Raw genomic sequence first — 25587 nt, 5'->3', positions numbered from 1 at the left:
TTCCAAATGATAAAACTCTTATTGGTAGAGGATGATTTAAGCTTATCCAATTCCATCTTTGACTTTCTAGATGATTTTGCAGATGTCATGCAGGTCTTTGATGGTGAAGAAGGACTATACGAGGCAGAAAGTGGTGTCTATGATCTTATTTTATTGGATCTGATGTTACCAGAAAAAAATGGCTTTCAAGTATTGAAAGAATTAAGAGAAAAAGATATCAAAACACCGGTCTTAATCATGACCGCTAAGGAAACCATTGATGATAAAGGTCATGGTTTTGAACTAGGAGCGGATGATTATTTAACGAAACCTTTTTATTTAGAAGAGTTAAAAATGCGCATCCAAGCCTTGCTTAAAAGGTCTGGAAAGTTCAATAATAACCTTATTCGTTACGGGAACATTCAAGTTGATACAGACCGTAATATGGTTACTGTTAACCAAGAAAACATTGAATTATTAGGTAAAGAATATGAACTTCTGATTTATTTTCTACAAAATCAAAATGTCATTCTTCCTAAATCTCAAATTTTTGATCGAATTTGGGGATTTGATAGTGACACAACCATCTCAGTAGTAGAGGTTTACATTTCTAAAATTCGAAAAAAACTAAAATCTACTGATTTTGCCACTAATTTACAAACACTAAGAAGTGTTGGTTATATTTTGAAATCTAATGACTAAATATAAAGAATTACTTAAATCCGATAATTTCAATCACTTTTCCCATTATTTTTCTGTATTTACGGGCATTTTTGCGGTTATGACTTTCATTATCCTTCAGATTATGAAATTTGGTGTCTATTCATCTGTTGATAGTAGTTTATTGACAGTTGCCAAGAATTCAGAGAATTATACCAATAAGACCATGGAGAGGATTTCTTCCTTTTATTTTGATAACCAAAGTGGTCATTTTAAAGCTAGTACAGAAGCATTTAAAATAAAGAATGATAATGAGCCGGTTGCAAATACAGATATCTTACTCTTTAGTTCAAACGGTATTGTTATCAACAGTTTTGATGCGCTTTCCAATTTTCAAAATTTTACGCTGAATAAAAACGAATTAAATACGATTCAAACGCAAAAATTAGTCAATTACTATGGCCATGAAGAAAAATTTCATACCATTACAGTAAGGGTACATTCCAAAAACTACCCTGCAATCGCCTATATGATGGCCGTAGTAAATGTTGAACAGTCAGAAAAAACAAATGAACGATATGAGAAATTTATCATAATCGTTATGATTGTGTTCTGGCTCATTTCCATTATTGCTAGTATATATCTGGCAAATTGGAGTAGTAAGCCTATCATTGAGAGCTATGAAAAACAAAAAATGTTTGTTGAAAATGCCAGTCATGAATTAAGGACGCCTTTGGCCGTTTTACAGAATCGTTTAGAAAGTTTATTTCGAAAGCCAAATGAGAGTATTCTTGATAATAGCGAAGCCATTGCGTCAAGCTTAGATGAAGTCAGAAATATGAGAATACTAACCACTAATCTTCTTAATCTTGCGAGACGTGACGATGGTATAAAACCCGACTGGGAAGAAATTGATGCTCAATTCTTTAATAGTATTTTTGAAAATTATAGCCTTATTGCAGAAGAAAATGGCAAATCATTCCAGTTTGATAATCAAGTTCATAGAAAAGTAAAAACTGATAAAGCTCTACTCAAACAATTGTTAACGATTCTTTTTGACAATGCCATAAAATATACTGATGCTGACGGTGAGATTGAAATACAGGTTTCAACTGGGGATAAACATCTCTATCTTACTGTCTTAGATAATGGACCTGGCATTAATGATATTGACAAAAAGAAAATTTTTGACAGATTCTATAGAGTCGATAAAGCCAGAACAAGAAGTAAGGGTGGATTTGGATTAGGATTAGCCTTAGCTCAACAAATCGTTCAATCTTTAAAAGGAAGTATTGTCGTTAAGGATAATAGGCCTAAAGGGACAATTTTTGAAGTCAAATTTTAAAAAAGTGCTTGGTATAGTAACCTAGCACTTTTTGAATATGAAAAAAACTCCTAGAGGAGTTTTCATTGGATATTTATTAGCCAAGTTTTGCAGCAAGACGTGCTTTATCGCGGCTAGCTTTGTTAGCGTGAATCAAACCTTTTGATTCAGCTTTGTCGATGCTTGAAGAAGCAGCGCGGAAAAGCTCTTCAGTTGGGTTTGCTTCAAATGCTTTGATAGCAGTACGCATAGCTGATTTTTGTGCTGAGTTTTTTTCGTTTGCTTTAACGTTAAGTTCAGCGCGTTTGATAGCTGATTTAATATTTGCCAATGTTTTCACCTCCGTATTAATCTAACTACACTATTATATAGAAATTATATCTGTTTGGCAAGTCAAATTCATTTTTTGACGTAAATTTCATCTATTTTATGATCTTTTGCTTTATGCAAAATAATCTCAGCACGGTTTCGTGTTGGTTCGATAAATTTTTCTAAGTTCTCTAGATTTATTGTTTTCCAAACTTCTTTAGCGAATTGAACAGCTTCAGGACGTGGCATTTCAGCGTATTTAGAATAAAAACCAGAGTCATCATCTTTAGTCAAGTCCAAGATTCTTTCGAATCGTTCGATATACCAGTTTTCAATATGTTTGCTATCTGCATCGATATAGATTGAAAAATCAAAGTAATCGCTCATGTATAGTCGGTTATTTTGTTGATTTTGGAAAACATTAATCCCTTCAACAATTAAAAAGTCTGGACTCTCAATCGTTTGAACGTGATCAGGTACAATATCATAAATTTCATGTGAGTAAACGGGTATGGATTTCGTTAAGCCATTTTTGATACCATCTAAAAAGTTTAGCAATAATTCCATATTATAAGATTCTGGAAAACCTTTACGATTTAAAATATCATGATCAACCAAATAGCTGTTAGGGTATAAAAATCCATCGGTCGTTACCATTTCAACTTTGCTTGATTTAAATGTCCTAGCAAGAAGTAGTTGAAGGAGACGACTAGTCGTCGATTTACCGACTGCCACTGAACCAGATATTCCAATAATAAAAGGTCTATTATGAGCTTCTTTTTTTAGAAAAAGGCTTTTGGAAAAGGATAAATTTTCTTGATTAATTTTGTAAATCTGAATGAGATTCAATAAAGGTAAGTATACCTCAGTCACATCCTGAATATCAATGTTGTCATTTAGACTGGTAATTGTTTCCAATTCGTCTTCTGTTAACAAGGGTCGTGACTTTTGATGTAACAATTTCCAAGATTCACGATTAAGTTTTAAAAAATTGATAAATTCATTTGACATAAGTTCTCCTAATAAATGGCAATATCAAAATTATAACATGACACTAAAATATTTGGAAAAATAAACCACTATTTTAACTATTTCCTAACATTTCATGACACCTACATAGGTATATTTGTTTACATTATGGTTTAAAATTATACATTCCCTAGAACATTCGTAAAAAGCGAACATTAAAAGAAAAACCCTTTAAAACAAGCGTCTTGTAAACCATTTCAAAGTGTGATAGAATGTAAAAGCATCGATAAAAGATAGGAAAAACTATGTCAAAAATGTATTATGATGAAAATCCAGACAGTAAACATGATATTCATGAATTGAAAGTGAAACTTTTGGATACTCCCTTTACTTTTTATACCGATTCTGGAGTCTTTTCAAAAAAAATGATTGACTATGGTAGTCAAGTTTTATTGCAAACACTGTTATTTGATAAAGGCGATACGGTATTAGATGTCGGATGCGGCTATGGGCCGCTTGGCATATCATTAGCAAAAGCACAAGGTGTTCAGGCAACATTAGTTGACATTAATAATCGAGCTATTGAGTTAGCTAAGAAAAATGCAGTTATTAATAATGTCTCAGCAACTATTTTTCAATCGAATATCTACGAAAAGGTTTCTGGAACTTTTGACCATGTTATTAGTAATCCTCCAATTAGAGCTGGTAAAAAGGTTGTTCACGAAATAATAGAAAAATCTCAATTGTTTTTAAATAAAGGTGGGGACCTAACAATTGTTATCCAGAAGAAACAAGGGGCTCCAAGTGCAAAAGAAAAAATGGAAAACATGTTTGGAAATGTTCATATTTTAAAAAAAGATAAAGGCTATTATATCCTAAGGAGTATTAAGGAATGAGAGCAGTAGATTTAATTCAAAAAAAACGCGATGGCTTAGAATTATCAACCCAAGAAATCGAATGGTTAATCTCTGGCTATGCTAATGGGTCAATTCCTGATTACCAAATGTCAGCTTTTGCAATGGCTGTTTATTTCAAAGGTATGTCTACGAGGGAAACCAAAGATTTAACGATGTGTATGGTTGCAACTGGGGATCAAATTGATCTAAGTGCAATTCCAGGGGTTAAGACGGATAAACACTCAACTGGTGGAGTTGGAGATAAAGTTACGCTTATCTTAGCACCTTTAGTTGCAAGTTTTGGTGTTCCAGTTGCTAAAATGAGTGGAAGAGGACTGGGCCATACTGGAGGAACTCTTGATAAACTAGAAGCAATCAAGGGGTACCAAATTGATCGAAGTCAGGATGAGTTTATCAAACAAGTTCAAGATATTGGTCTATCAGTTATTGGTCAATCGGATAAATTGGTTAAAGCAGATAAACTACTTTATGCACTAAGAGATGTAACGGCAACTGTAGACATTATTCCACTAATTGCTAGTTCTGTAATGAGTAAGAAGATTGCAGCTGGGGCTGATAGTATTTTATTAGATGTCACGGTTGGAGATGGTGCCTTCATGAAAACGATTGAAGATGCTGAGAAACTTTCTCGACTCATGGTAGATTTAGGAAAAGAAGTTGGCCGAAAAACTGTTGCAGTAATTACAAATATGAGTCAACCATTAGGTCGTGCAATTGGAAATCGCTTAGAAGTACTTGAAGCTATTGAAATCATGCAAGGAAAAGGTAGAGAAGATATCTCAGACTTTATTTGTGAACTTGGGCAACTGATGTTAGAGTTAGCAGGAGTTTCTAAACCACTAACCGAAATACGTGAACATCTTATTTCTGGTCCTGCCCTCCATAAATTTGAAGAGATGATTGCATATCAAGGCGGAGATTTAGAGGACTTATACAGACTATCTCAAGCAAAATACCAGACTGAAATTTTATCACCTATGGAAGGATATATCACTGAGTTACCAGCACTAGAATTTGGTCTTTTAGCGATGAGACTTGGGGCTGGTCGTGCTGTTAAATCCGATACATTAGATTATGAAAGTGGTATTGTTTTCGATAGAAAAATAGGGGATTTTGTTGCTAAAGGCGATAAAATTGCAACTATCTATTCTAATCAGGTTTTGGATAAAAAAGTGCTTACAGAATTTGAAAAAAATGTTAAAATAGGACTAGAGCAACTTGAAATAAAAGAGATCATTAAAGTGATCTCTTAAGGAGTTAAAAATGAAAATAAACAAATACATTGACCATACCTTATTAAAAGCCGATAGCGTTCAAAGTCAAATTGATCAGTTACTATCTGAAGCCAAAACTCATGAATTTGCAAGTGTTTGTGTAAATCCAGGTTGGGTTTCTTATTGTGCAGAAGCCTTAAAAGGAAGCGATGTTAAAGTTTGTACTGTAGTTGGTTTTCCACTCGGAGCAACAACCCCTGAAACAAAAGCATTTGAAACAAAGAATGCTATTGAGAATGGCGCTGATGAAATCGATATGGTATTAAATATTGGCAAGCTAAAACAAGGCGATTATCAAGCAGTTGAGGACGATGTCCGTGCAGTAGTTGAAGCAAGTGGTGACAAATTAGTTAAAGTTATTATTGAAGCATGCTTACTTACTGACGATGAAAAAATAAAAGCATGTCAGTTATCAGTTGCAGCGGGTGCTGATTTTGTTAAAACCTCAACCGGTTTTTCAACTGGAGGAGCTACCATTTCTGATGTTAAGTTAATGAGACAAACAGTTGGTCCAGAAATTGGTGTTAAAGCAGCAGGTGGTGCTCGTTCTTTAGAAGATGCATTAGCTTTTATTGAAGCAGGGGCAACTCGTATTGGAACGTCTGCAGGAGTTAAAATAATAAATGGTGAGGCTGTCAAAGGTGGCTACTAATTTAGTATCTTTAGCAATCGAAGCAAGTAAAAATGCCTACGTTCCCTACTCACATTTTCCAATAGGAGCAGCCGTTAGAACAAAAGATGGTCACATTTTTACAGGTTGTAATATTGAAAATGCGAGTTTTGGGTTAACGAACTGTGGCGAGAGAACGGCTATTTTCAAAGCTGTCTCTCAAGGTTATAGAGAATTTTCAGAAATTGCCATTTATGGTGAAACACTTCAACCTGTTTCACCTTGTGGAGCTTGTCGTCAAGTTATGGCTGAATTTTTTGAACCTAGTGCTAAAGTCATTTTAATTGCAAAGGATAATAGCACTAAAGAAACCACAGTCGGAGATTTACTCCCTTATTCTTTTACAGATTTATCATAAATCTGACTTTATTTTTGTTATTGGCCATAAGGCTAAATATAATATTTCAGCAAGCAATTGCTAGAAACTTTTTTAGGAGGGTTCATTTTCATGAACAAGAAATTTATTGGTCTTGGTTTAGCTTCAGTAGCTATATTAAGTTTAGCTGCATGTGGCAACCGTGGTGCTTCAAAATCTGATAGCAAAGATGCTAAAACAGATTTAAAAGCTGCTATTGTTACTGATACAGGTGGTGTTGATGATAAATCATTTAACCAATCTGCTTGGGAAGGTTTACAAGCTTGGGGTAAAGAAAATGGGCTTAAAAAAGGTGCTGGTTTCGACTACTTCCAATCAAATAGTGAATCAGAATATGCTACTAATCTTGACACTGCTGTCTCAAGTGGTTATAACGTAGTATATGGAATCGGATTTGCCCTTAAAGATGCAATTGATAAAGCTGCTGGTGACAATAGTGATGTTAACTATGTTATCGTTGACGATGTCATCGAAGGAAAAGACAATGTTGCAAGTGTAACTTTTGCGGATAACGAAGCTGCTTATCTTGCTGGTATTGCTGCAGCTAAAACTACAAAAACTAAAGTAGTAGGTTTTGTAGGTGGTATGGAAGGTACTGTTATCACTCGTTTTGAAAAAGGTTTTGAGGCGGGAGTGAAATCAGTTGATGATTCTATCCAAATCAAAGTTGACTACGCTGGATCATTTGGTGATGCTGCTAAAGGTAAAACAATTGCCGCAGCTCAATATGCAGGTGGTGCTGACGTTATTTATCAAGCCGCTGGTGGTACTGGAGCAGGTGTCTTCAATGAAGCTAAAGCTGTAAATGAGAAAAAAGATGAAGCTGATAAAGTTTGGGTAATCGGTGTAGACCGTGACCAAAAAGAGGAAGGTAAATACACTTCAAAAGACGGTAAAGAATCTAACTTTGTTCTAGCATCTTCAATTAAACAAGTTGGTAAATCTGTACAACTGATTAACAAACTTGTTACTGATAAAAAATTCCCTGGTGGAAAAACAACTGTTTATGGATTAAAAGATGGTGGTGTTGATATTGCAACAACAAACCTTTCTGATGATGCTATAAAAGCTGTTAAAGAAGCTAAAGAAAAAATTATTTCTGGCGATGTAAAAGTTCCTGAAAAATAATTTGAAATGTGGAGCGACCTTAGTCGGTCGCCCTTTTTAGGACTGAGATAACTTTTATCTCAGTAAAGCTTGTGATTTTTGACAAGCTTTGCTGAAATAAAAGAGTGTAATTGAAAGGAAGAGCGATCCTATGACACAACATGTCATTGAAATGAGAGACATTACTAAAAAATTTGGTGAATTTGTCGCAAATGATCATATTAATTTATCAGTAGAAAAAGGTGAAATTCATGCCCTTTTAGGTGAAAATGGTGCTGGAAAATCAACTTTAATGAATATGTTGGCAGGTTTGTTAGAACCCACTGAAGGCGAAATTGTAATCAACGGAGAAACAGTTCAAATTGATTCTCCGACAAAATCCTCAAAACTAGGCATTGGAATGGTACATCAACACTTTATGCTTGTTGAAGCATTTACTGTTGCTGAAAACATTATTTTGGGAAATGAAACAGTTACAAATGGTGTCCTTGACCTTAAACAAGCCAGTAAAGATATCAAAGAATTATCAACCAAATACGGTTTAGCCGTCGATCCAGATGCAAAAGTAGCTGATATTTCAGTAGGTGCTCAACAGCGTGTTGAGATTTTAAAAACACTTTACCGAGGCGCTGACATTTTAATTTTTGACGAACCAACTGCAGTTTTAACACCATCTGAAATTCAAGAATTAATGGTTATCATGAAAAACTTGGTCAAAGAAGGTAAATCGATTATTTTAATTACACATAAACTCGATGAAATTAGAGCTGTAGCAGACAGAGTAACAGTTATCCGTCGAGGAAAAAGTATTGAAACAGCATCAGTTGCGGGTGTAAGTTCAAGTGAATTGGCTGAAATGATGGTAGGACGTTCTGTTTCCTTTAAAACAGAAAAAGTCGCTTCAAATCCTAAAGAAATTGTTTTATCTGTAAAAGATTTAGTTGTTAATGAAAATCGTGGTATCCCTGCAGTAAAGGGGCTTTCATTAGATGTTAGAGCTGGTGAGATTGTTGGTATCGCTGGAATTGATGGAAACGGTCAAAGTGAACTGATCCAAGCAATAACCGGTCTAAGAAAAGTAAAATCTGGTTCAATTACGATAAAAGGGCAAGAAGTAACTCATTTATCGTCTCGTAAAATTACAGAATTATCCGTTGGTCACGTGCCCGAGGATAGACATAGAGATGGTTTAATTCTAGATTTGACTTTGGCAGAAAATACAGCCATTCAAACATACTACAAAGAACCATTAAGTAAAAATGGTATCCTTAACTATTCAAAAATTAATGAATATGCTCGTCGTTTAATGGAAGAATTTGATGTTCGTGGTGCAAATGAGCTCGTTCCTGCAAGAGGCTTCTCTGGAGGAAACCAACAAAAAGCCATTATTGCTCGAGAAGTTGATCGTAACCCTGATCTTCTTATTGTCAGTCAACCAACTCGTGGTCTTGATGTTGGTGCCATTGAGTATATCCATAAACGCCTTATCACAGAGCGTGATAAAGGAAAAGCTGTGTTAGTTGTCAGCTTTGAACTAGATGAGATTTTAAATGTATCAGATCGGATTGCTGTTATTCACGATGGTAAAATCCAAGGCATTGTGACACCTGAAAATACTAATAAACAAGAATTAGGTATTTTGATGGCTGGTGGTACAATCAATAAGGAGGAAGAAAATGTCTAAACAGGCACAAAAAATAGCAGTTCCAGTGATTTCCGTCTTGTTGGGATTTGTACTGGGTGCCATTATCATGTTTATTTTTGGTTACGACCCGATTTGGGGATATGAGGGATTGTTCCAAATTGCCTTTGGTAGTGTTAAAAATATTGGTGAGATATTCCGAGCAATGGGACCACTCATTCTAATAGCACTTGGTTTTACAGTTGCTAGTAGAGCTGGTTTCTTTAACATCGGTTTATCTGGTCAAGCTTTGGCTGGTTGGATTTCAGCTACTTGGTTTGCTTTAGAAAATCCTCATATGGCTCGACCTTTGTTGATTCTTTGCACTGTTATTATTGGTATGTTAGCAGGTGGAATTGCTGGTGCCATACCTGGTATTTTAAGAGCATTCCTTGGAACTAGTGAAGTTATCGTCACTATTATGATGAACTATATTATTTTGTATATCGGCAATGCCATTATTCAAAAAGGATTTGCCAATAACTTAAAACAAAGTATTGACTCATCAATTCAAGTTAGTCAAAATGCTACTTATCAAAGTCCTTGGTTATCTGAGTTAACCAATAATTCACGGATTAATATTGGTATCTTTTTTGCCTTCATTGCGATTGCTCTTATCTGGTTCCTTTTAAACAAAACAACTCTAGGATTTGAAATACGCTCTGTTGGTTTGAATCCTCATGCTAGTGAGTATGCTGGTATGTCTGCTAAGAGAACCATTATCATGTCAATGATCATTTCTGGTGCCTTAGCTGGATTAGGTGGAGTCGTTGAAGGACTTGGAACTTTTGAAAATGTCTTTGTACAGTCAAGTTCTCTAGCTATTGGTTTTGATGGTATGGCTGTAAGCTTGCTTGCTGCTAATAACCCAATCGGTATCTTATTCTCATCATTCCTATTTGGTGTCTTAAACATTGGTGCACCTGGTATGAATATTGCAGGTATTCCACCGGAACTTGTTAAAATTGTAACAGCATCTATCATCTTCTTTGTTGGTGCTCACTACCTCATCGAACGTTATATGATTCGTTCAAAAAAATCTGCTCTGAAAGGAGGTAAATAAGATGTCAATTGTAACGATACTTGCTTTATTAGTTTCTTCAATGCTTATTTACGCAACTCCACTTATTTTTACAAGTATTGGTGGTACCTTCTCAGAAAGAGCTGGCGTAGTTAATGTCGGTCTTGAAGGAATCATGGTTATGGGGGCATTTTCTGGTATTATCTTTAACTTAGAATTTGCTAATGCTTTCGGGAAAGCAACACCTTGGATAGCCGTTCTTGTTGGAGGAATTGTAGGACTCTTATTTTCCCTATTACACGCGTTAGCAACAATTAATTTCCGTGCTGACCACATTGTTTCTGGTACAGTACTTAATTTATTAGCTCCTTCCTTAGCTGTTTTCCTAGTAAAAGTATTTTACGGAAAAGGGCAAACTGATAACATTCAAGCTTCCTTTGGAAAATTTGATTTTCCACTTTTAGCTGATATTCCAGTCCTAGGACCAATATTTTTCAAAAATACTACTATTGTGGGTTATTTAGCCATTGCCTTTTCATTCTTAGCATGGTTTATCATTTATAAAACACGCTTTGGATTACGTCTTCGTTCTGTCGGAGAACACCCACAAGCTGCTGATACTTTAGGTATCAATGTTTATCTAATGAAATATTATGGTGTTATGATATCTGGTTTCCTTGGAGGAATGGGAGGAGCAATCTATGCTCAATCAATTTCTGTAAACTTTGCTGTTACAACAATCTTAGGTCCTGGTTTCATTTCACTTGCAGCCATGATTTTTGGGAAGTGGAATCCTATTGGAGCTATGCTATCAAGTCTATTCTTTGGTTTATCTCAAAGTTTAGCAGTAATAGGTGCTCAATTACCTCTCCTACAAAAGATTCCTGCAGTATATCTTCAAATTGCTCCGTATTTATTCACTATTATTATCCTGGCTGCCTTCTTTGGTCAATCTGTTGCTCCAAAAGCAGATGGGGTTAATTACATTAAATCAAAATAATAAAGAGCCTATGGCTCTTTATTTTTAATGTTTAAAAAGAGTTTTCAAGCGAAAACTCTTTTTTGTTTTTAACCTACAAAGGTATTAATTTCTGCTTCAATAGCAGTCATTTTTTGTTGTGCATCTTCTAAAGACTGTCCAACTGTTGCAATATAGAATTTGATTTTTGGTTCTGTTCCTGAAGGACGGACAGCAAACCAAGAATCATCAGCAAGAGTGTATTTCAGAACATTGCTCGGCGGTGTTGTTAATACAGTCGTTTCTGTTTGGCTTTTAGCAGTTTGTTCTAAGAAATCTTCTGTCAAGATAATATCAGTATGGTTGAATTGTTTTGGTGCATTCTGACGGAATTTATCCATAATTTTTTTAATTTCAGCTGCGCCATCAACACCAGATAAAGTAATAGAAATGGTTTTTTCAGCAAAGTATCCATATTCTTTGTAAATCTCAGCTATTCCATCGGCCAAAGTCAGACCGCGTGAGCGGTAGTAGGCAGCAATTTCAGCTACAATTAAAACAGCTTGAATAGCATCTTTGTCTCGTACAAAAGGTTTGATTAAATAACCGAAGCTTTCTTCAAATCCAAACATATAAGTATGATTATGTTTTTCTTCGAATTCTTGAATTTTTTCAGCAATGAATTTAAAACCAGTTAAGACATTAAACATGGTTGCGCCATAACTCTCAGCAATTTTAGTAACTAATTCTGTTGAGACAATTGATTTCGCTAAAGCAGGGTTTGATGGTAACGTTCCTGCTTGTTTATGGGCTTCTAAGATATATTTTGCAATTAATGCCCCTATTTGGTTACCTGATAAATTCCAATAAGATCCGTCAGCTTGACGAATTTCTACGCCTAGTCGGTCAGCATCTGGATCAGTTGCTACCAGAACGTCAGCATTTACTTGGCGACCTAACTCTTCAGCGAGTGCAAATGCTTCTTGACTTTCAGGGTTAGGAGATTTAACTGTTGAGAAATCTGGGTCTGGTTTCGCTTGAGATTCAACGACTTCAACAGATTCAAATCCTGCTTGGGCTAGTGCACGTCTTGTTAACATTTCTCCAGTTCCATGAAGAGGAGTGTAGACAATTTTCATATCCTTGCCGTATTGATTAATGAGTTCTTGATTAATAGTGACATCTTTAACTAATTTTAAGTATTCACTATCAATTGCTTCCCCAATAACTTCAATTAAGCCACTTGATTTTGCTTCTTCCAAATCAGCCAGAGTAATTGAAAATGGATCTTCAATAGCTCTAATATAAGTTGTTAAAGCATCTGCATCAGCAGGTGGCATTTGTCCACCGTCTGAACCATATACTTTATAACCATTAAATGGAGCAGGATTATGACTTGCAGTCACCATAATTCCAGCAAAAGCTCCAAGATGACGAACGGCAAATGAAAGTTCAGGTGTAGGACGAAGACTTTCAAAGACATAAGATTTGATACCATGTGCAGCTAAGACTTGAGCAGATTCGAAAGCAAATTCAGGTGAGAAGTGGCGAGAATCATAAGCAATAGCAACACCGTTAGCTTTTGCTTGATCACCTTTTGATTCAATGAGTTTTGCCAAACCTTCAGTTGCTTGTCTGACAACAAAGACATTAATACGATTTGTTCCTGCACCAATATAGCCACGCATTCCTGCAGTACCAAATTCTAAATGAGAATAAAAAGCGTCTTCCTTCGTTTTTTCATCCATTTCAAGAAGCTCTTTGTGTAGGTATTCTGGCAGTGACGGATTGTTAAGCCATTTTTGGTAATTTTCAATATAAGTCATTCATTTTCTCCTTAATATTATTAACCGCTTTCATTATAACACTTTGACGAGGAAAAATCACTAATTTTTACATGAGTTTGCAAGATTTTTCATAAAGATGTTTTCAGAAAAAAAGCCTTTCTCAAACTGAAAAAGGCAATGAATTTCATTTTTTTAATTTGGATAAACTTGGAATAATTGCTGTCACTACTATAGCAGAAATAACCATTTCAGCAATAGCATTAGTAGAAACAACTCCTGCGAGAAGAGCTTTAATATTTCCTCCAAACACTGACGAAAAGAAGATAAAAATACCACCCAAAACAAAAACAGTATTTGTCAGAGAACCAAGGAGACCAGAAAGGACTAAACCAACTCTATTGGAAAGTATTTTATAGACAAAATAGGGAACAACTCCTATTAAAACACGAGGGACGATAGCAATGATTAAAGAATAGATATTGCCATGATCTACAAAGGGAGAAAATAGATAACTTGTTGGAAGTAAGATTACTGTATTTGTTATCACACTGATTATTCCCATTAATAACCCTAAAATGGAACCAATTTGTGGCCCGTAAATAATTGATGCAATTATTACTGGAATATGAACTAAAGTTGGCTTAATTGGAACCGGCCATATATTAAATACAAGTGTACTAATAAAGTGAATAACTAACATAATAGCAAAAAAGATAGAAACTTTTGCTATTGTAGATGATTTCTGACGTCTCATTAAGGTCAATCTCCATTAAATTTTTTTCTATTATACCTAAAATTAAGAAATATGAAAAGCCTTTCAACTTTCCAAAATAGCATTGACACAATCTACAATGTGATTAATATCCGCAAGTGCGCCTATACCCGTATCACCACATGCTAAAAGACTAGATTTTGGTTCAATCATCTCATATCCAAAAGATTCAAGTCTCTTTAAATTTTCCTGGGTAACGGGGTTTAGAAACATTTTGGTATTCATGGCAGGTGCAATCAGTTTAGGTGTCGTTTCTGGTAAAGCTAAGGCAACCGAAGTAACCATATTATCAGCGAATCCATAAGATAAATGCGCAATGGTATTGGCTGAAGCTGGCGCTAGCAGAAAAAGATCCGCCTTCTTAGCTAAATCAATGTGATTAACAATAGAAACATCGTCCTCTTTCATTGTGTCTACGTGTACTTTATTCTTCGAGAGAACTTGCAAGGTAAGAGGAGTAATAAAAGCCTGAGCAGCCTCTGTCATGAGAACTGTAACATCATAGCCTTGTTTGCTTAAAATACTGGTTAAGTCAGCGGCTTTATAGGCAGAGATGCTTCCAGTTACAGCTAAAATAATTTTTTTAGTCATAATAAGTCACCTTCTTTAAAAGCGTTTCAGCTATTTCTGATTTGGTTGCCAAGGAAAGAACCTCATCTTTACTAACCAAGAGAGCTTTGTGACTGTCTGCAGATATTGTTGCTAAATCATTAGCCACAATATAGTCTGCTTTATTCTTTGTTAAGCTATCTTTGGCAACAGAAATCAACTGGTCTTCTGTAACATCAACGAGCAACTTAAAGCCAATTAATTGAATATTGGGATTCCATTCTTTGACCATACTGATGACTTTAGGTGTTTTCTTCAAAAACAAAACCTGAACATCTGAAGATGAAGAAATCTTGGTTTCCTGATTCGATTTTTTTAAGAGAGTCTCAATATCAGTTGTTTCTTTAACCTCTTCAAGATCTGTCATATAGACAGGTGTATAATCTGAGACAGCCATACAATGAATCAGAACATCATGATTTTCAACCAAAGGTTTTAATGTTTGAATAAGACTAGCAACATTTGTAATGCGATATATAGATAACTGTTCACTTGCATTTGGCTTAACCGCTGCTTTAGTTGTTACTAGAGAAACTTGGTGACCGGCTTTTAGAAAGTGTTCTGCCATTTCTTTTCCAAGTTTTCCAGTTGAGTGATTAGTAATGCCACGAACGGAATCGATTTGTTCCGTCGTTCCACCTGATGTAATTAGAATTTTCATGGCTCTATTTTACCATAAAACACTCCATCTAGCATAGTAAGCGTTTTATCATATCCTTAACCTTCCGAAACAACACCAGAATGTTCGTTAATGTTATACTTTTTATTGAAAAATAGACACCATATAGAAAATAACGTGGTATAAAAACGAACAATATAAAAAAATAAATCTAAAAGAATAAGAAATTAAATTAAATATGCTATAATGGATTCAAGTTAATAATAAGGAGTTTAGCATGAAATCAGATATTGAAATTGCACAAAGTATTGCATTAAAACCCATCACAGAAATAGTTGAAAAAGTTGGTATTGCTTTTGACGATATCGAACTTTATGGAAAATATAAAGCTAAATTGTCTTTTGATAAAATTAATGAGGTTAAAAGCAATCCAGTTGGTAAACTCATTTTAGTTACTGCAATCAATCCAACACCAGCTGGTGAAGGTAAATCAACAATGAGTATCGGCCTAGCAGATGCCTTAAATAAAATTGGTAAAAAAACCATGATTGCTTTGCGTGAACCTTCTTTAGGGCCAGTTATGGGCATAAAAGGAGGAGCAGCTGGTGGCGGTTACGCACAAGTATTACCAATGGAAGACATTAATCTGCACTTTACTGGTGATATGCATGCCATCACAACTGCAAATAATGCCTTATCAGCTTTAATTGATAATCATTTGCAACAAGGTAATGAATTAGGGATAGATCAAAGACGTATCATTTGGAAACGTGTTTTAGACCTCAACGATCGTGCTTTACGCCATGTCATTGTTGGTCTTGGCAGCCCAGTTAACGGTGTTCCTCGTGAAGATGGTTTTGATATTACTGTGGCCTCAGAAATTATGGCTATCCTTTGCTTGGCAACTGATTTGAAAGACTTGAAAGAAAGACTCGCAAACATTGTTGTTGCCTATGACTACAATCGTAAGCCTGTTTACGTTCGTGATTTAAAAGTAGAAGGAGCTCTAACTCTGATTCTTCGTGACGCTATCAAGCCAAACTTGGTACAGACTATCTATGGAACGCCAGCCCTTGTCCATGGTGGACCTTTTGCCAATATCGCACATGGTTGTAACTCTGTTTTAGCAACATCAACAGCTTTGCGATTAGCAGATTACACAGTAACAGAAGCTGGATTTGGAGCTGATTTAGGAGCTGAGAAGTTTTTAGATATTAAAGTTCCAAATCTCCCAACGAGTCCTGATGCTGTAGTTGTTGTCGCAACATTAAGAGCCTTGAAAATGCATGGTGGCGTGGCCAAAACAGATCTTAACCAAGAAAATGTGGAAGCAGTTCGAACTGGTTTCGCTAACCTTGAACGTCATGTTAACAATATGCGTCAGTACGGAGTACCAGTTGTTGTCGCTATTAATGAATTTGTTGCTGATACTGAGGCTGAAATTGCTGTCCTTAAGGAATTGTGCCAGTCAATTGACGTTCCTGTTGAACTTGCAAGCGTGTGGGCTAATGGAGCTGAAGGTGGTGTCGCACTAGCAGAAACAGTGGTTAAGGTCATCGAACAAGAAAAAGCAAACTATCAACGTCTATACAATGATCAAGATAGTGTTGAAGAAAAAGTAAGAAAAATTGTTAAAAATATATACGGTGGTGATGCTGTTCAATTTTCAGCAAAAGCTAAAAATCAATTAAAACAATTTGCCGAATTTGGTTGGGACAAACTACCTGTATGTATGGCAAAAACCCAATACAGTTTTTCTGATAATCCAAACCTTCTTGGAGCACCTAGTGGATTTGACATCACTATTCGAGAGTTTGTTCCAAAAACTGGTGCCGGATTTATTGTCGCCCTTACCGGTGATGTGATGACGATGCCAGGTTTACCTAAGCATCCAGCAGCATTAAATATGGATGTTTCAGAAGAAGGAACGGCTATCGGACTTTTCTAAAAATCAAAACTAACTTTTTAAAAACCAATAGGATCTGAGAAAATCATTCAATCCTATTGGTTTTCTTTTGTTATTGAAGAAGAAATGATAAAATAAGTTAATATCATTCACTAAAGGAAGAGACGATGTCAGGGAAAATCTATTCATTTCAGTCAAAAATCTATCCTGTAGAAGGAAAAGGTGGTGCCTATACCATTTTCCCACTTGATGTTAGAGAAGCATTTGGTAAAGGCCGTGCCAAGGTTCATGTCACTTTTGATGGCTATCCCTATGATGGTTCGGTTGTCAATATGGGGGTTAAAAACAAGGATGGCAGTATTTGTTATATCATTGGCATTAGAAAAGATATTCAAAAAGCAATCGGAAAATCAATCGGAGATACTGTAGATATAACTGTTGAAGAAGGCGATTGATTCTTCAAAATGACATTTTTATCATTAGCAAATTGATAAGAAAAAGGGAGGACATTCCTATCAATAAAAAAATCAAAGTAAAACATTTACTTCACAAAAGTAAACTAGGGTTTTTGAGAGGTATCTTTAGCCGTGCGACTCTCATTACAATCTTAATCCTATTACAGCTAGGCTTTCTTATTTCTACTTACGCTTGGGTGGAACAATACCGTTTTTGGCTTACCATTGTGGAAACCATTTTTGCCATTGCCATTGTTCTCTATCTCGTCAATAGTGACATGGATGCCATTTCACGGGTTACTTGGTTGATCTTGATTATGATTGCTCCCTTATTTGGTTCTTTGCTCTTGGTCTATACTAAATTAGATTGGGGCTACAGAGGACTCAAAAATCGTATCAATCATCTGGTTGAACTCAGTCGACCTTATTTAAAAGATGATGAAGCCGTTGTTGATATTCTAAAAGATAACACATCAACGACCTATCATTTGGTGCAATATTTACAAAGAAGTCGGGCAAGCTTTCCTGTATACAATAATAGTCAAACAAAATACTTCTCTGGTGGTGAAGCATTTTTTGAGCATCTTAAGCAAGATTTACTGAAAGCTGAGAAATATATTTTTTTAGAATTTTTTATTATAGCTGAAGGTCTCATGTGGGGTGAAATACTTTCTATTTTAGAAAATAAAGTCAAAGAAGGCGTAGAAGTACGGGTTTTGTACGATGGGATGACAGAATTATCTACATTATCCTCTGATTATTCACAACGACTTGCTGAAATTGGTATCAAAGCAAAAGCATTCCTTCCTATATCTCCTTTTATTTCGACTTATTATAATTATAGAGATCATCGAAAAATTATTGTAATTGATGGTGAAATTGCATATACAGGTGGTATTAATTTAGCCGATGAGTACATCAATGAATTGGAACGATTTGGCCATTGGAAAGATGCTGGCCTAAGAATTGAAGGAGAAGCCGTTGATAGTTTCTTAATCCTCTTTTTACAAATGTGGTCCATAACTGAAAAAGAGCTTCTCATTTCACCTTATCTTTCTTCACACACACCTAAATTACCTTCAGATGGTTTCCTCATTCCTTTTGGGGACTCACCTTTAGATACCGATAAAATTGGTGAAAATGTCTATATTGATATTTTGAACCACGCAAAAAATTATGTCTATATCATGACACCTTATCTTATTCTTGATAGTGAGATGGAGCATGCACTTCGCTTTGCGGCTGAAAGGGGAGTTGACATTAGAATTATTATGCCTGGTAAACCAGACAAACCAATCCCTTATGCCTTAGCAAAAACCTACTATAAGTCCTTAATGCAATCAGGTGTAAAAATCTATGAATATTCTCCTGGATTTGTCCATTCAAAAATTTTTGTCAGTGATAATATGAAAGCTGTTGTCGGATCAATCAATCTTGACTACCGTAGTTTATATCATCATTTTGAATGTGCCACATACCTATACCGGTCATCTGCCATTTCAGATGTTGTTAAAGACTTTGAGAATACACAAGCGGAATGTGTTCAGGTATCCTATCAACAATTACAAAATCGCCCTTGGTATCAAAAATTAATAGGACTATTAGTAAAAACTATTGCACCGCTCTTGTAAATATCGTGACATTTTGGTATCATAGTTTCATGCGATGAGTCGATTATGGTATTTTTACCATTTTTGCGCGGGGGAGGTCATTAAGGCAGGAGCCGACTTTGATAAATTGTGTGAACCTTTTTATCACATTCACCGAATGCCCCCGACCTCTGTCAGAAATGACAGAGGTCTTTTTTTACTCTTTGCAAATGCGTAAAAATACGCTATAATAACATTTATATAAATTTTTAGAAAATTTTTAACTTAACAACCAATTTTAAACAATGAGGTGAAAATATGGGATATACTGTTGCAATTGTTGGAGCAAGCGGTGCTGTTGGTACTCAGATGATTAAAATGTTAGAAGAAAGTCGTTTACCAATAAGCAAGGTTAGACTATTAGCTTCAGCTCGCTCAGCGGGAAAAGAATTACCCTTCAAGGATCAAATGATAACGATTGAGGAAACAACCGAAAACGCCTTTGAAGGTGTTGATATTGCCTTATTTTCTGCTGGGGGGTCTACATCAGCAAAATTTGCACCTTATGCTGTAAAAGCAGGAGCAGTTGTTGTAGATAATACTTCATATTTTCGCCAAAACCCAGATGTACCTCTAGTTGTCCCAGAGGTTAATCCTGATGCCTTAGACAAGCATAATGGCATCATCGCTTGCCCCAATTGTTCAACCATTCAAATGATGGTTGCACTAGAGCCTGTTCGACAAAAATGGGGATTAGACCGTATCATTGTATCCACATATCAAGCAGTCTCAGGTGCCGGACAATCTGCTATTAATGAGACAATGGCTCAATATCATCAAGTTATTAACGATAAACTCAATCCAAAAACAGTGACTGCTGAAATTTTACCATCAGCAGGTGACAAAAAACACTATCCAATCGCTTTTAATGCTTTACCACAAATTGACCTCTTCACAGAAAATGCTTATACCTACGAAGAAATGAAAATGACAAAGGAAACGAAAAAAATAATGGCAGATGACAGTATTAAAGTTTCAGCCACATGTGTTCGTATCCCTGTTTTGTCAGGTCACTCTGAGTCTATTTATATCGAGACCAAAGACATTGCGCCAATTGACGAAGTCAAAGCAGCAATTTCAGCATTTCCTGGTGCAATCTTAGAGGATGATACTGATCATCAAATCTACCCTCAAGCAGTCAATGCAGTTGGAAAAAAAGAAACATTTGTGGGGCGTATTCGCAAAGATTTAGATATTGAAAATGGTATCCATATGTGGGTTGTTTCTGATAACTTATTAAAAGGTGCGGCTTGGAACTCAGTACAAATTGCTGAAAGCCTCCATGATCGAGGACTAGTACGAGCAACGAAAGACTTAAAATTCCCTCTTCAATAAATAACATGTTATTGTTTTCAACCTGATGTCATCAGAAAGGTAATCTCCTATGACGCTATCTCAATTAAAAAACTGTCAGATTATTACAGCTCTTGTTACCCCATTTCATGCGGATGGTTCCATCAATTTTAAAGCTTTACCAGAATTAATCGAGCATCTTTTAAACAATCATACACAGGCCCTACTTTTAGCAGGTACAACAGCTGAAAGTCCTACGTTAACTCATGAAGAAGAACTTGAATTATTCTCTGAAGTTCAACGAATCGTAAATGGTAGGGTACCGTTAATTGCTGGTATTGGTACAAATGATACACGCGACTCTGTCGATTTCGCCAAAGAAGTTGCTAATTTCGGAGGTTTTGCTGCAGGATTAGCTATTGTTCCTTATTACAACAAACCTACACAAGAAGGCTTGTACCAACATTTTTTAGCTATTGCTGAAGCTAGTTCCTTACCTATCATCATCTATAATATTCCTGGTCGTGTTGTTGTTGATTTGCATCCAGATACTTTACTAAAATTAGCCCAACACCCGAATATTATTGGGGTAAAAGATTGCACAAACCTAGATCATTTAGCTTATATTATTGAAAATAAACCTGAAGATTTTCTGATTTACACTGGAGAAGACGGACAAATTTTTCATGCGATGAATTTAGGAGCAGACGGGGTGATTAGTGTTGCTTCACATACAAATGGCTCTGAAATTTTTGAAATGATTAACCATATTACTAATGGAAGGATTAAAGAAGCAGCACAAATACAAAGACGCTTTCTTCCAAAAGTTAATGCGCTCTTTTCCGTTTCAAGTCCAGCTCCTGTCAAAGCTGTGCTAAATTATCTTGGGTTTAATGTTGGTCCATTGAGACTGCCACTAGTAGCCTGCACCCGTCAAGAGGCTGATGCTATTATCAATATTGTTTTAGATAAGGCACCAAAAGAATATGTCACAAAGGGGGTTTTAAGACCCGACTATTAGTGATTTCTCTTATCTTTAGAGCAATCACTTGACAAAGATTCAAAAGATTTGCATAATGTAAGTAGAACTGAAAACCGATGAAAAGAGGCCGTATCATGCAAATTATTAAACGTGACGGACAAGTTGCTGAATTTGATCCAGACAAAATTTATCAGGCAATTATAAAAGCTGCTCAAACAGTATATGTTATCGATGAAAACTGGCGTCAAAATTTAGCTCAAGTAACCAAGAAAGTGGTTATAGACCTAGAGGAAGCAAAAGTTGAGAAACCAACCATTAATATGATTCAATCATTAGTTGAAAACCGCTTAATGGATGCTGGTTATATTAACATTGCCGAACATTATATTTCTTATCGTTTACAAAGAGACCTTGAAAGAAATGGTTATGGTGATAGTATTATCGTCCATCTTCGATTTGAACAAACGAAATAAAAAATACTGGTTAGGAAAAAATCCTAATCAGTATTTTATTTTGATATTTCGTCAATGACTTCTTTTAATTGCTTTTGTGTTAATAGGGATAAACTCATTCTAAGATAAAAAGAATTTCCAATGTTTAAACTATCATATGGAGTTGACTTGAGATTTCTTATCTTAGAAGGGTTATGACTTGTTTCAAGAATCAAGTATTGAGGGGTAAAACGATAGTGATCCTTTGGAAAGGTATTCTGTAAAATCTCCTCTAGAAGTGTTACTTGTTTGAAAAAGAAGTCCTTTAATAATTTTAAATTTTTTTCAAACATACCATTACTTAAATAGAGCGACAAGGCTCTTTGCATAATCAAGTTGGTATCCAGATCGATCATTGACTTATGAGATAAGAAGGGATCCTGTAAATTTTGTGGTAGCACAAGTGCTCCAATTCTTAAAGAGGGAAAGACGGACATAGAAAAAGACTTCAAGTAAATAACCCGTTGATTTGTATCAAAATAATGAAGCGGAAGATCCCCTTGACTGCTAAAGTCTCCTAAAAAGTCATCTTCAATAATATAGACATTATACTTCTTTGCTAAGAAAACGATTTTTTCTTTTTCGTTTTTTCGATAAGACAGGCCTAAAGGTGACGAATAACGAGAAACGGTATAAAAAAATTTAATATTACCATTTGCAAAATGATTTTCTAATTCTTTCAAATCAAAACCTTGAAAATGACGATTTATTGTCACAAATGGGATTCCTAATGTTGTCAAAATATTCTCCATTCTTCCATAAGTGGGTTTTTCAATAAGAATGACCTCTTTTTGATTTGGAAAAGACATTTGACTTAAAATATATAAGGCTTGTTGCGTACCAGAAGTAATGATAATATCGTTTTCTTTGGCATAAATGGCATTTAAAGTGAAATAATTGTGAAGTGAGTGAATTAATTCTTCTAGACCCTGCGGATTAGGATAGTAGTTCAACAAAGATGCATCCCGCTGAGAGAGGGTCTCATTGAGACAGGACTGAAAATCTTTATAAGCTAAATCATTATAATCATCAATACTAAGATGCGGCATAGCCAATTCATTCGTAGATCCTAATACATAATAACCACTTTTGGGAATAGCATAAATTTTATTGGCATATTTTAAATCTAATAAGGCTCTTTGAACAGTATCCTTACTACATTGATATTTTTGACTTAAAAATCGAATAGATGGTAACTTTTCCCCTTTTTTTAAGTGATTACTTGCAATTGCATCACTTAATTCTTGATAAATTTTTTGATAAATAGCTTTCATATTTGTCCCCATACACTTTTCTCATATTTTACACTGAAACACAAAAAAGAACAAGCTAACGGTAAATAATCAAAGATTGACAAATAAGACCAAATTTGCCATAATGACAATAAGAAAAGCCGTTTTAACGGCTTTTTTAGTGATAATGATAGGATAATGAAATGAGTATTTTAGAAGTTAAGAATTTAAGTCACGGTTTTGGAGATCGAGCTATTTTTGAAAATGTCTCTTTTAGACTCTTAAAAGGGGAGCACATCGGATTAGTAGGGGCAAATGGAGAAGGTAAATCGACCTTCATGAGTATTGTTACTGGCCACTTACAGCCTGATGAAGGAAAGATTGAGTGGTCTAAGTACGTTACTGCTGGTTATCTTGATCAGCATACCGCTTTAGAAGCCGGGCAAACTGTACGCGATGTCTTAAGAACAGCCTTTGATGATTTGTTTAAAACTGAAGAACGCATCAATGACATCTATATGTCAATGGCCGATGAAAATGCAGACGTCGATGCCCTTATGGAAGAAGTAGGAGAATTACAAGACCGATTAGAATCTAGAGATTTTTATACCCTAGACGCAAAAATTGACGAAGTCGCTCGCGCTCTTGGCGTCATGGATTTTGGCATGGAGTCTGATGTGACAGCATTATCTGGTGGCCAAAGAACAAAAGTATTATTAGCTAAGCTTTTGCTTGAAAAACCAGATATCTTATTACTTGATGAACCCACAAACTATCTTGACGCTGAACATATTGAATGGTTAAAAAGATATCTTCAAAATTATGAAAATGCCTTTGTATTGATTTCTCATGACATACCATTTTTAAATGATGTTATCAATATCGTTTATCATGTTGAAAATCTTGATCTAGTCAGATACTCTGGTGATTATTATCAGTTCAAAGATGTCTATGCTATGAAAAAAGCACAGCTTGAGGCTGCCTATGAACGTCAACAAAAAGAGATTGCTGATTTGCAAGATTTTGTTAACAGAAATAAAGCTCGAGTTGCTACACGTAATATGGCTATGTCCAGACAAAAAAAATTGGACAAAATGGAAATTATTGAGTTACAATCTGAAAAACCTAAACCTAGTTTTACCTTTAAAGAAGGTAGAACACCTAGTCGTTTTATCTTCCAAACAAGAAATCTTGTGATTGGTTATGATAAACCATTAACAAAATCTCCTTTAGATTTAACTTTTGAACGCAATCAAAAAATTGCCATCATTGGCGCTAACGGTATCGGTAAATCAACTCTTTTAAAAAGTTTACTTGGCATTATAAAACCCTTAGATGGAGAAGTAGAGCGAGGAGATTTTCTTGAATTAGGCTATTTTGAACAAGAAGTAGTAGGAAGCAATCGACAAACTCCGTTAGAGGCTGTTTGGGATGCTTTTCCCGCTTTAAACCAAGCAGAAGTAAGGGCAGCTCTTGCAAAATGTGGTCTAACTTCAAAACATATCGAAAGTCAAATTCAAGTCTTGTCAGGTGGAGAACAAGCCAAAGTTAGATTTTGCTTGTTGATGAACCGTGAAAATAATGTTTTAATCTTAGATGAGCCCACAAACCATTTAGATGTCGATGCTAAAGATGAATTAAGAAGAGCTCTAAAAGAATATAAAGGATCTATATTAATGGTCTGTCATGAACCCGATTTTTACGAAGGGTGGGTAACTGATATTTGGGACTTTAACAGCTTAACCTAAAACTAGATTTTTCTAGTTTTTTTATTTTGATACTAAATTCTTGACGAGCATCCTTTTTCATTGTATAATGACAATATAAAAAAATATATGTGTTGTCACTTATGGATATGTCACTATTTAAGGTTACTTTAGCAAATGTGATAGGATAATATATTTTTATTTATGACTATAAACACCATATTATTTTTTCATGTTGTCACTTTGAAAAGACTTCTTTTCGATAAGACAAAAGTGACTTCTTGAACGGGTGAAAAAAGGAGTGAGTTAAAATGAATTTTAGAAAAAAACATTCAGTAAAAGCTAATTCAACAAACAGCAAAAATAATGTTAATGTTGCGGAAGTCTTCCAACTAATTCTATTACTTGTACCTGTTTATAAATTAGCTAAAAAGATACTTAATGATCGTAAAATGAAATAGAGGTATCATATGAAAGCAAAAAGGGATGGGCTAATTATTGGTTTAGTGACAGGTGTAGTTGCTGGCACTCTTTCTTATTTGTCACTTTCGCATTCAGATAAAAATCTCCTACTGAAAGAAAGTGAAGAAAAACGAGACGACATTAATAAGCTTATTAAAGAATTAAATCACCATTTCTTGCAAGGTGCAAATGCAAAAATAGATTATTCCAAAAAAAATTTGGATGGGTTTAAACAATTAGCAACTGAAAAAGCTGAAGAACTTTTCGATAAGGCTAAATCAACTGTTGATGTCTATTCTGAACAAGTTGAGGAATATCTTAAGGAATTAAAGAATCACAAGGAGGACTCATTTTAAAAAAGATTTTCGATAAGACAAAT

General features: G+C 35.2%; 25 protein-coding genes. 18 read left to right on the top strand and 7 right to left on the bottom strand.

Annotated features, from left to right (window positions below; genetic code table 11):
• Positions 1 to 6: 6 nt before the first annotated feature.
• Positions 7 to 681: a response regulator transcription factor gene (locus DQM95_RS05250; RefSeq protein WP_012658457.1), complete on the top strand. Its 675-nt coding sequence runs from the start codon at positions 7 to 9 to the stop codon at positions 679 to 681.
• Complete coding sequence (locus DQM95_RS05245; RefSeq protein WP_037592122.1) at positions 674 to 1984, top strand: sensor histidine kinase; 1311 nt, start codon at positions 674 to 676, stop codon at positions 1982 to 1984. Before DQM95_RS05250 ends, DQM95_RS05245 begins: the two co-directional genes overlap by 8 nt.
• A gap of 76 nt (positions 1985 to 2060) precedes the next feature.
• On the opposite strand, the gene rpsT is transcribed toward DQM95_RS05245, so the two are convergent.
• Positions 2061 to 2303: a 30S ribosomal protein S20 gene (gene rpsT, locus DQM95_RS05240; RefSeq protein ID WP_160463058.1), complete on the bottom strand. Its 243-nt coding sequence runs from the start codon at positions 2301 to 2303 to the stop codon at positions 2061 to 2063.
• Between the two features lie 59 nt (positions 2304 to 2362).
• On the bottom strand, positions 2363 to 3283 hold the full coding sequence (gene coaA, locus DQM95_RS05235) for a type I pantothenate kinase (protein WP_037592124.1): 921 nt from the start codon (positions 3281 to 3283) through the stop codon (positions 2363 to 2365).
• A 263-nt stretch (positions 3284 to 3546) separates the two neighbouring features.
• Between coaA and DQM95_RS05230 the strand changes: the two genes are divergently transcribed.
• The 8 genes from DQM95_RS05230 to DQM95_RS05195 all read left to right on the top strand — a co-directional run bounded on the left by DQM95_RS05230 (position 3547) and on the right by DQM95_RS05195 (position 11287).
• Positions 3547 to 4137, top strand: a complete 591-nt coding sequence (locus tag DQM95_RS05230; protein WP_012658453.1) for a class I SAM-dependent methyltransferase — start codon at positions 3547 to 3549, stop codon at positions 4135 to 4137.
• Positions 4134 to 5411: a pyrimidine-nucleoside phosphorylase gene (locus DQM95_RS05225; RefSeq protein ID WP_012658452.1), complete on the top strand. Its 1278-nt coding sequence runs from the start codon at positions 4134 to 4136 to the stop codon at positions 5409 to 5411. Before DQM95_RS05230 ends, DQM95_RS05225 begins: the two co-directional genes overlap by 4 nt.
• A 10-nt stretch (positions 5412 to 5421) precedes the next feature.
• Positions 5422 to 6084: a deoxyribose-phosphate aldolase gene (gene deoC, locus DQM95_RS05220; protein ID WP_012658451.1), complete on the top strand. Its 663-nt coding sequence runs from the start codon at positions 5422 to 5424 to the stop codon at positions 6082 to 6084.
• Positions 6074 to 6460 carry a cytidine deaminase gene (locus DQM95_RS05215; protein ID WP_307935650.1) on the top strand — a complete coding sequence of 129 codons (387 nt, stop codon included), beginning with the start codon at positions 6074 to 6076 and terminating at the stop codon, positions 6458 to 6460. The genes deoC and DQM95_RS05215 overlap by 11 nt, the downstream gene beginning before the upstream one ends.
• Positions 6461 to 6550: 90 nt before the next feature.
• Entirely contained in the window at positions 6551 to 7606 is a 1056-nt protein-coding gene (locus DQM95_RS05210; protein ID WP_037592127.1) for a BMP family lipoprotein, read from the top strand.
• Positions 7607 to 7736: 130 nt separating this feature from the next.
• Complete coding sequence (locus DQM95_RS05205; RefSeq protein ID WP_012658448.1) at positions 7737 to 9269, top strand: ABC transporter ATP-binding protein; 1533 nt, start codon at positions 7737 to 7739, stop codon at positions 9267 to 9269.
• Entirely contained in the window at positions 9262 to 10329 is a 1068-nt protein-coding gene (locus DQM95_RS05200) for an ABC transporter permease (RefSeq protein ID WP_046391299.1), read from the top strand. The genes DQM95_RS05205 and DQM95_RS05200 overlap by 8 nt, the downstream gene beginning before the upstream one ends.
• A gap of 1 nt (position 10330) precedes the next feature.
• Entirely contained in the window at positions 10331 to 11287 is a 957-nt protein-coding gene (locus DQM95_RS05195) for an ABC transporter permease (protein ID WP_012658446.1), read from the top strand.
• Positions 11288 to 11355: 68 nt separating this feature from the next.
• On the opposite strand, the gene DQM95_RS05190 is transcribed toward DQM95_RS05195, so the two are convergent.
• The 4 genes from DQM95_RS05190 to DQM95_RS05175 all read right to left on the bottom strand — a co-directional run bounded on the left by DQM95_RS05190 (position 11356) and on the right by DQM95_RS05175 (position 15074).
• A complete protein-coding gene (locus DQM95_RS05190; RefSeq protein ID WP_046391824.1) occupies positions 11356 to 13071 on the bottom strand; it encodes a phospho-sugar mutase in 1716 nt (571 codons plus the stop codon).
• Between the two features lie 145 nt (positions 13072 to 13216).
• The gene (locus DQM95_RS05185) at positions 13217 to 13786 is read right to left on the bottom strand and encodes an ECF transporter S component (RefSeq protein ID WP_037592130.1); all 570 of its coding nucleotides are present in this window, start codon (positions 13784 to 13786) and stop codon (positions 13217 to 13219) included.
• A 63-nt stretch (positions 13787 to 13849) separates the two neighbouring features.
• Positions 13850 to 14395: a phosphopantothenoylcysteine decarboxylase gene (gene coaC / locus DQM95_RS05180; RefSeq protein WP_012658443.1), complete on the bottom strand. Its 546-nt coding sequence runs from the start codon at positions 14393 to 14395 to the stop codon at positions 13850 to 13852.
• Positions 14388 to 15074: a phosphopantothenate--cysteine ligase gene (locus tag DQM95_RS05175; protein ID WP_037592132.1), complete on the bottom strand. Its 687-nt coding sequence runs from the start codon at positions 15072 to 15074 to the stop codon at positions 14388 to 14390. The genes coaC and DQM95_RS05175 overlap by 8 nt, the downstream gene beginning before the upstream one ends.
• Positions 15075 to 15309: 235 nt before the next feature.
• Between DQM95_RS05175 and DQM95_RS05170 the strand changes: the two genes are divergently transcribed.
• The 6 genes from DQM95_RS05170 (at position 15310) to DQM95_RS05140 (ending at position 21790) form a co-directional block, all read left to right on the top strand.
• Positions 15310 to 16980 (top strand): formate--tetrahydrofolate ligase, encoded by a 1671-nt coding sequence (locus tag DQM95_RS05170; protein ID WP_037592134.1) that lies wholly within the window; start codon positions 15310 to 15312, stop codon positions 16978 to 16980.
• 125 nt (positions 16981 to 17105) lie between these two features.
• Positions 17106 to 17393, top strand: a complete 288-nt coding sequence (locus DQM95_RS05165; protein ID WP_037592135.1) for a DUF1905 domain-containing protein — start codon at positions 17106 to 17108, stop codon at positions 17391 to 17393.
• A 53-nt stretch (positions 17394 to 17446) separates the two neighbouring features.
• A complete protein-coding gene (cls, locus tag DQM95_RS05160) occupies positions 17447 to 19024 on the top strand; it encodes a cardiolipin synthase (protein ID WP_111686032.1) in 1578 nt (525 codons plus the stop codon).
• A gap of 276 nt (positions 19025 to 19300) precedes the next feature.
• Positions 19301 to 20377, top strand: a complete 1077-nt coding sequence (locus DQM95_RS05150) for an aspartate-semialdehyde dehydrogenase (RefSeq protein ID WP_012658438.1) — start codon at positions 19301 to 19303, stop codon at positions 20375 to 20377.
• A 49-nt stretch (positions 20378 to 20426) separates the two neighbouring features.
• On the top strand, positions 20427 to 21356 hold the full coding sequence (gene dapA / locus DQM95_RS05145; RefSeq protein ID WP_012658437.1) for a 4-hydroxy-tetrahydrodipicolinate synthase: 930 nt from the start codon (positions 20427 to 20429) through the stop codon (positions 21354 to 21356).
• A 95-nt stretch (positions 21357 to 21451) separates the two neighbouring features.
• Complete coding sequence (locus DQM95_RS05140; RefSeq protein ID WP_012658436.1) at positions 21452 to 21790, top strand: ATP cone domain-containing protein; 339 nt, start codon at positions 21452 to 21454, stop codon at positions 21788 to 21790.
• A 35-nt stretch (positions 21791 to 21825) separates the two neighbouring features.
• Here DQM95_RS05140 and DQM95_RS05135 read toward each other — a convergent pair whose 3' ends face one another.
• A complete protein-coding gene (locus DQM95_RS05135) occupies positions 21826 to 23082 on the bottom strand; it encodes an aminotransferase-like domain-containing protein (RefSeq protein ID WP_037592503.1) in 1257 nt (418 codons plus the stop codon).
• A gap of 161 nt (positions 23083 to 23243) precedes the next feature.
• On the opposite strand from DQM95_RS05135, the gene DQM95_RS05130 reads away from it, so the two are divergent.
• Together DQM95_RS05130 and DQM95_RS05125 are read left to right on the top strand one after the other, a co-directional pair.
• A complete protein-coding gene (locus tag DQM95_RS05130; protein ID WP_046389356.1) occupies positions 23244 to 24788 on the top strand; it encodes an ABC-F family ATP-binding cassette domain-containing protein in 1545 nt (514 codons plus the stop codon).
• A gap of 428 nt (positions 24789 to 25216) precedes the next feature.
• Entirely contained in the window at positions 25217 to 25564 is a 348-nt protein-coding gene (locus tag DQM95_RS05125) for a hypothetical protein (RefSeq protein ID WP_037592137.1), read from the top strand.
• Positions 25565 to 25587 lie beyond the last annotated feature (23 nt).

The organism is Streptococcus uberis (assembly GCF_900475595.1).
Taxonomy (GTDB): domain Bacteria; phylum Bacillota; class Bacilli; order Lactobacillales; family Streptococcaceae; genus Streptococcus; species Streptococcus uberis.
Note: the sequence above shows the minus strand (reverse complement) of the source record. Positions and strands in the feature narration are given on the sequence as shown.

What these genes read in the sequence shown, in the direction of transcription:
- DQM95_RS05250 (WP_012658457.1), top strand. Translation starts at nt 7, where the DNA reads ATGATAAAACTCTTATTGGTAGAGGATGATTTAAGCTTATCCAATTCC.
- DQM95_RS05245 (WP_037592122.1), top strand. Translation starts at nt 674, where the DNA reads ATGACTAAATATAAAGAATTACTTAAATCCGATAATTTCAATCACTTT.
- coaA (WP_037592124.1), bottom strand. Translation starts at nt 3,283, where the DNA reads ATGTCAAATGAATTTATCAATTTTTTAAAACTTAATCGTGAATCTTGG.
- DQM95_RS05230 (WP_012658453.1), top strand. Translation starts at nt 3,547, where the DNA reads ATGTCAAAAATGTATTATGATGAAAATCCAGACAGTAAACATGATATT.
- DQM95_RS05225 (WP_012658452.1), top strand. Translation starts at nt 4,134, where the DNA reads ATGAGAGCAGTAGATTTAATTCAAAAAAAACGCGATGGCTTAGAATTA.
- deoC (WP_012658451.1), top strand. Translation starts at nt 5,422, where the DNA reads ATGAAAATAAACAAATACATTGACCATACCTTATTAAAAGCCGATAGC.
- DQM95_RS05210 (WP_037592127.1), top strand. Translation starts at nt 6,551, where the DNA reads ATGAACAAGAAATTTATTGGTCTTGGTTTAGCTTCAGTAGCTATATTA.
- DQM95_RS05205 (WP_012658448.1), top strand. Translation starts at nt 7,737, where the DNA reads ATGACACAACATGTCATTGAAATGAGAGACATTACTAAAAAATTTGGT.
- DQM95_RS05200 (WP_046391299.1), top strand. Translation starts at nt 9,262, where the DNA reads ATGTCTAAACAGGCACAAAAAATAGCAGTTCCAGTGATTTCCGTCTTG.
- DQM95_RS05195 (WP_012658446.1), top strand. Translation starts at nt 10,331, where the DNA reads ATGTCAATTGTAACGATACTTGCTTTATTAGTTTCTTCAATGCTTATT.
- DQM95_RS05190 (WP_046391824.1), bottom strand. Translation starts at nt 13,071, where the DNA reads ATGACTTATATTGAAAATTACCAAAAATGGCTTAACAATCCGTCACTG.
- DQM95_RS05185 (WP_037592130.1), bottom strand. Translation starts at nt 13,786, where the DNA reads ATGAGACGTCAGAAATCATCTACAATAGCAAAAGTTTCTATCTTTTTT.
- coaC (WP_012658443.1), bottom strand. Translation starts at nt 14,395, where the DNA reads ATGACTAAAAAAATTATTTTAGCTGTAACTGGAAGCATCTCTGCCTAT.
- DQM95_RS05175 (WP_037592132.1), bottom strand. Translation starts at nt 15,074, where the DNA reads ATGAAAATTCTAATTACATCAGGTGGAACGACGGAACAAATCGATTCC.
- DQM95_RS05170 (WP_037592134.1), top strand. Translation starts at nt 15,310, where the DNA reads ATGAAATCAGATATTGAAATTGCACAAAGTATTGCATTAAAACCCATC.
- DQM95_RS05165 (WP_037592135.1), top strand. Translation starts at nt 17,106, where the DNA reads ATGTCAGGGAAAATCTATTCATTTCAGTCAAAAATCTATCCTGTAGAA.
- DQM95_RS05150 (WP_012658438.1), top strand. Translation starts at nt 19,301, where the DNA reads ATGGGATATACTGTTGCAATTGTTGGAGCAAGCGGTGCTGTTGGTACT.
- dapA (WP_012658437.1), top strand. Translation starts at nt 20,427, where the DNA reads ATGACGCTATCTCAATTAAAAAACTGTCAGATTATTACAGCTCTTGTT.
- DQM95_RS05140 (WP_012658436.1), top strand. Translation starts at nt 21,452, where the DNA reads ATGCAAATTATTAAACGTGACGGACAAGTTGCTGAATTTGATCCAGAC.
- DQM95_RS05135 (WP_037592503.1), bottom strand. Translation starts at nt 23,082, where the DNA reads ATGAAAGCTATTTATCAAAAAATTTATCAAGAATTAAGTGATGCAATT.
- DQM95_RS05130 (WP_046389356.1), top strand. Translation starts at nt 23,244, where the DNA reads ATGAGTATTTTAGAAGTTAAGAATTTAAGTCACGGTTTTGGAGATCGA.
- DQM95_RS05125 (WP_037592137.1), top strand. Translation starts at nt 25,217, where the DNA reads ATGAAAGCAAAAAGGGATGGGCTAATTATTGGTTTAGTGACAGGTGTA.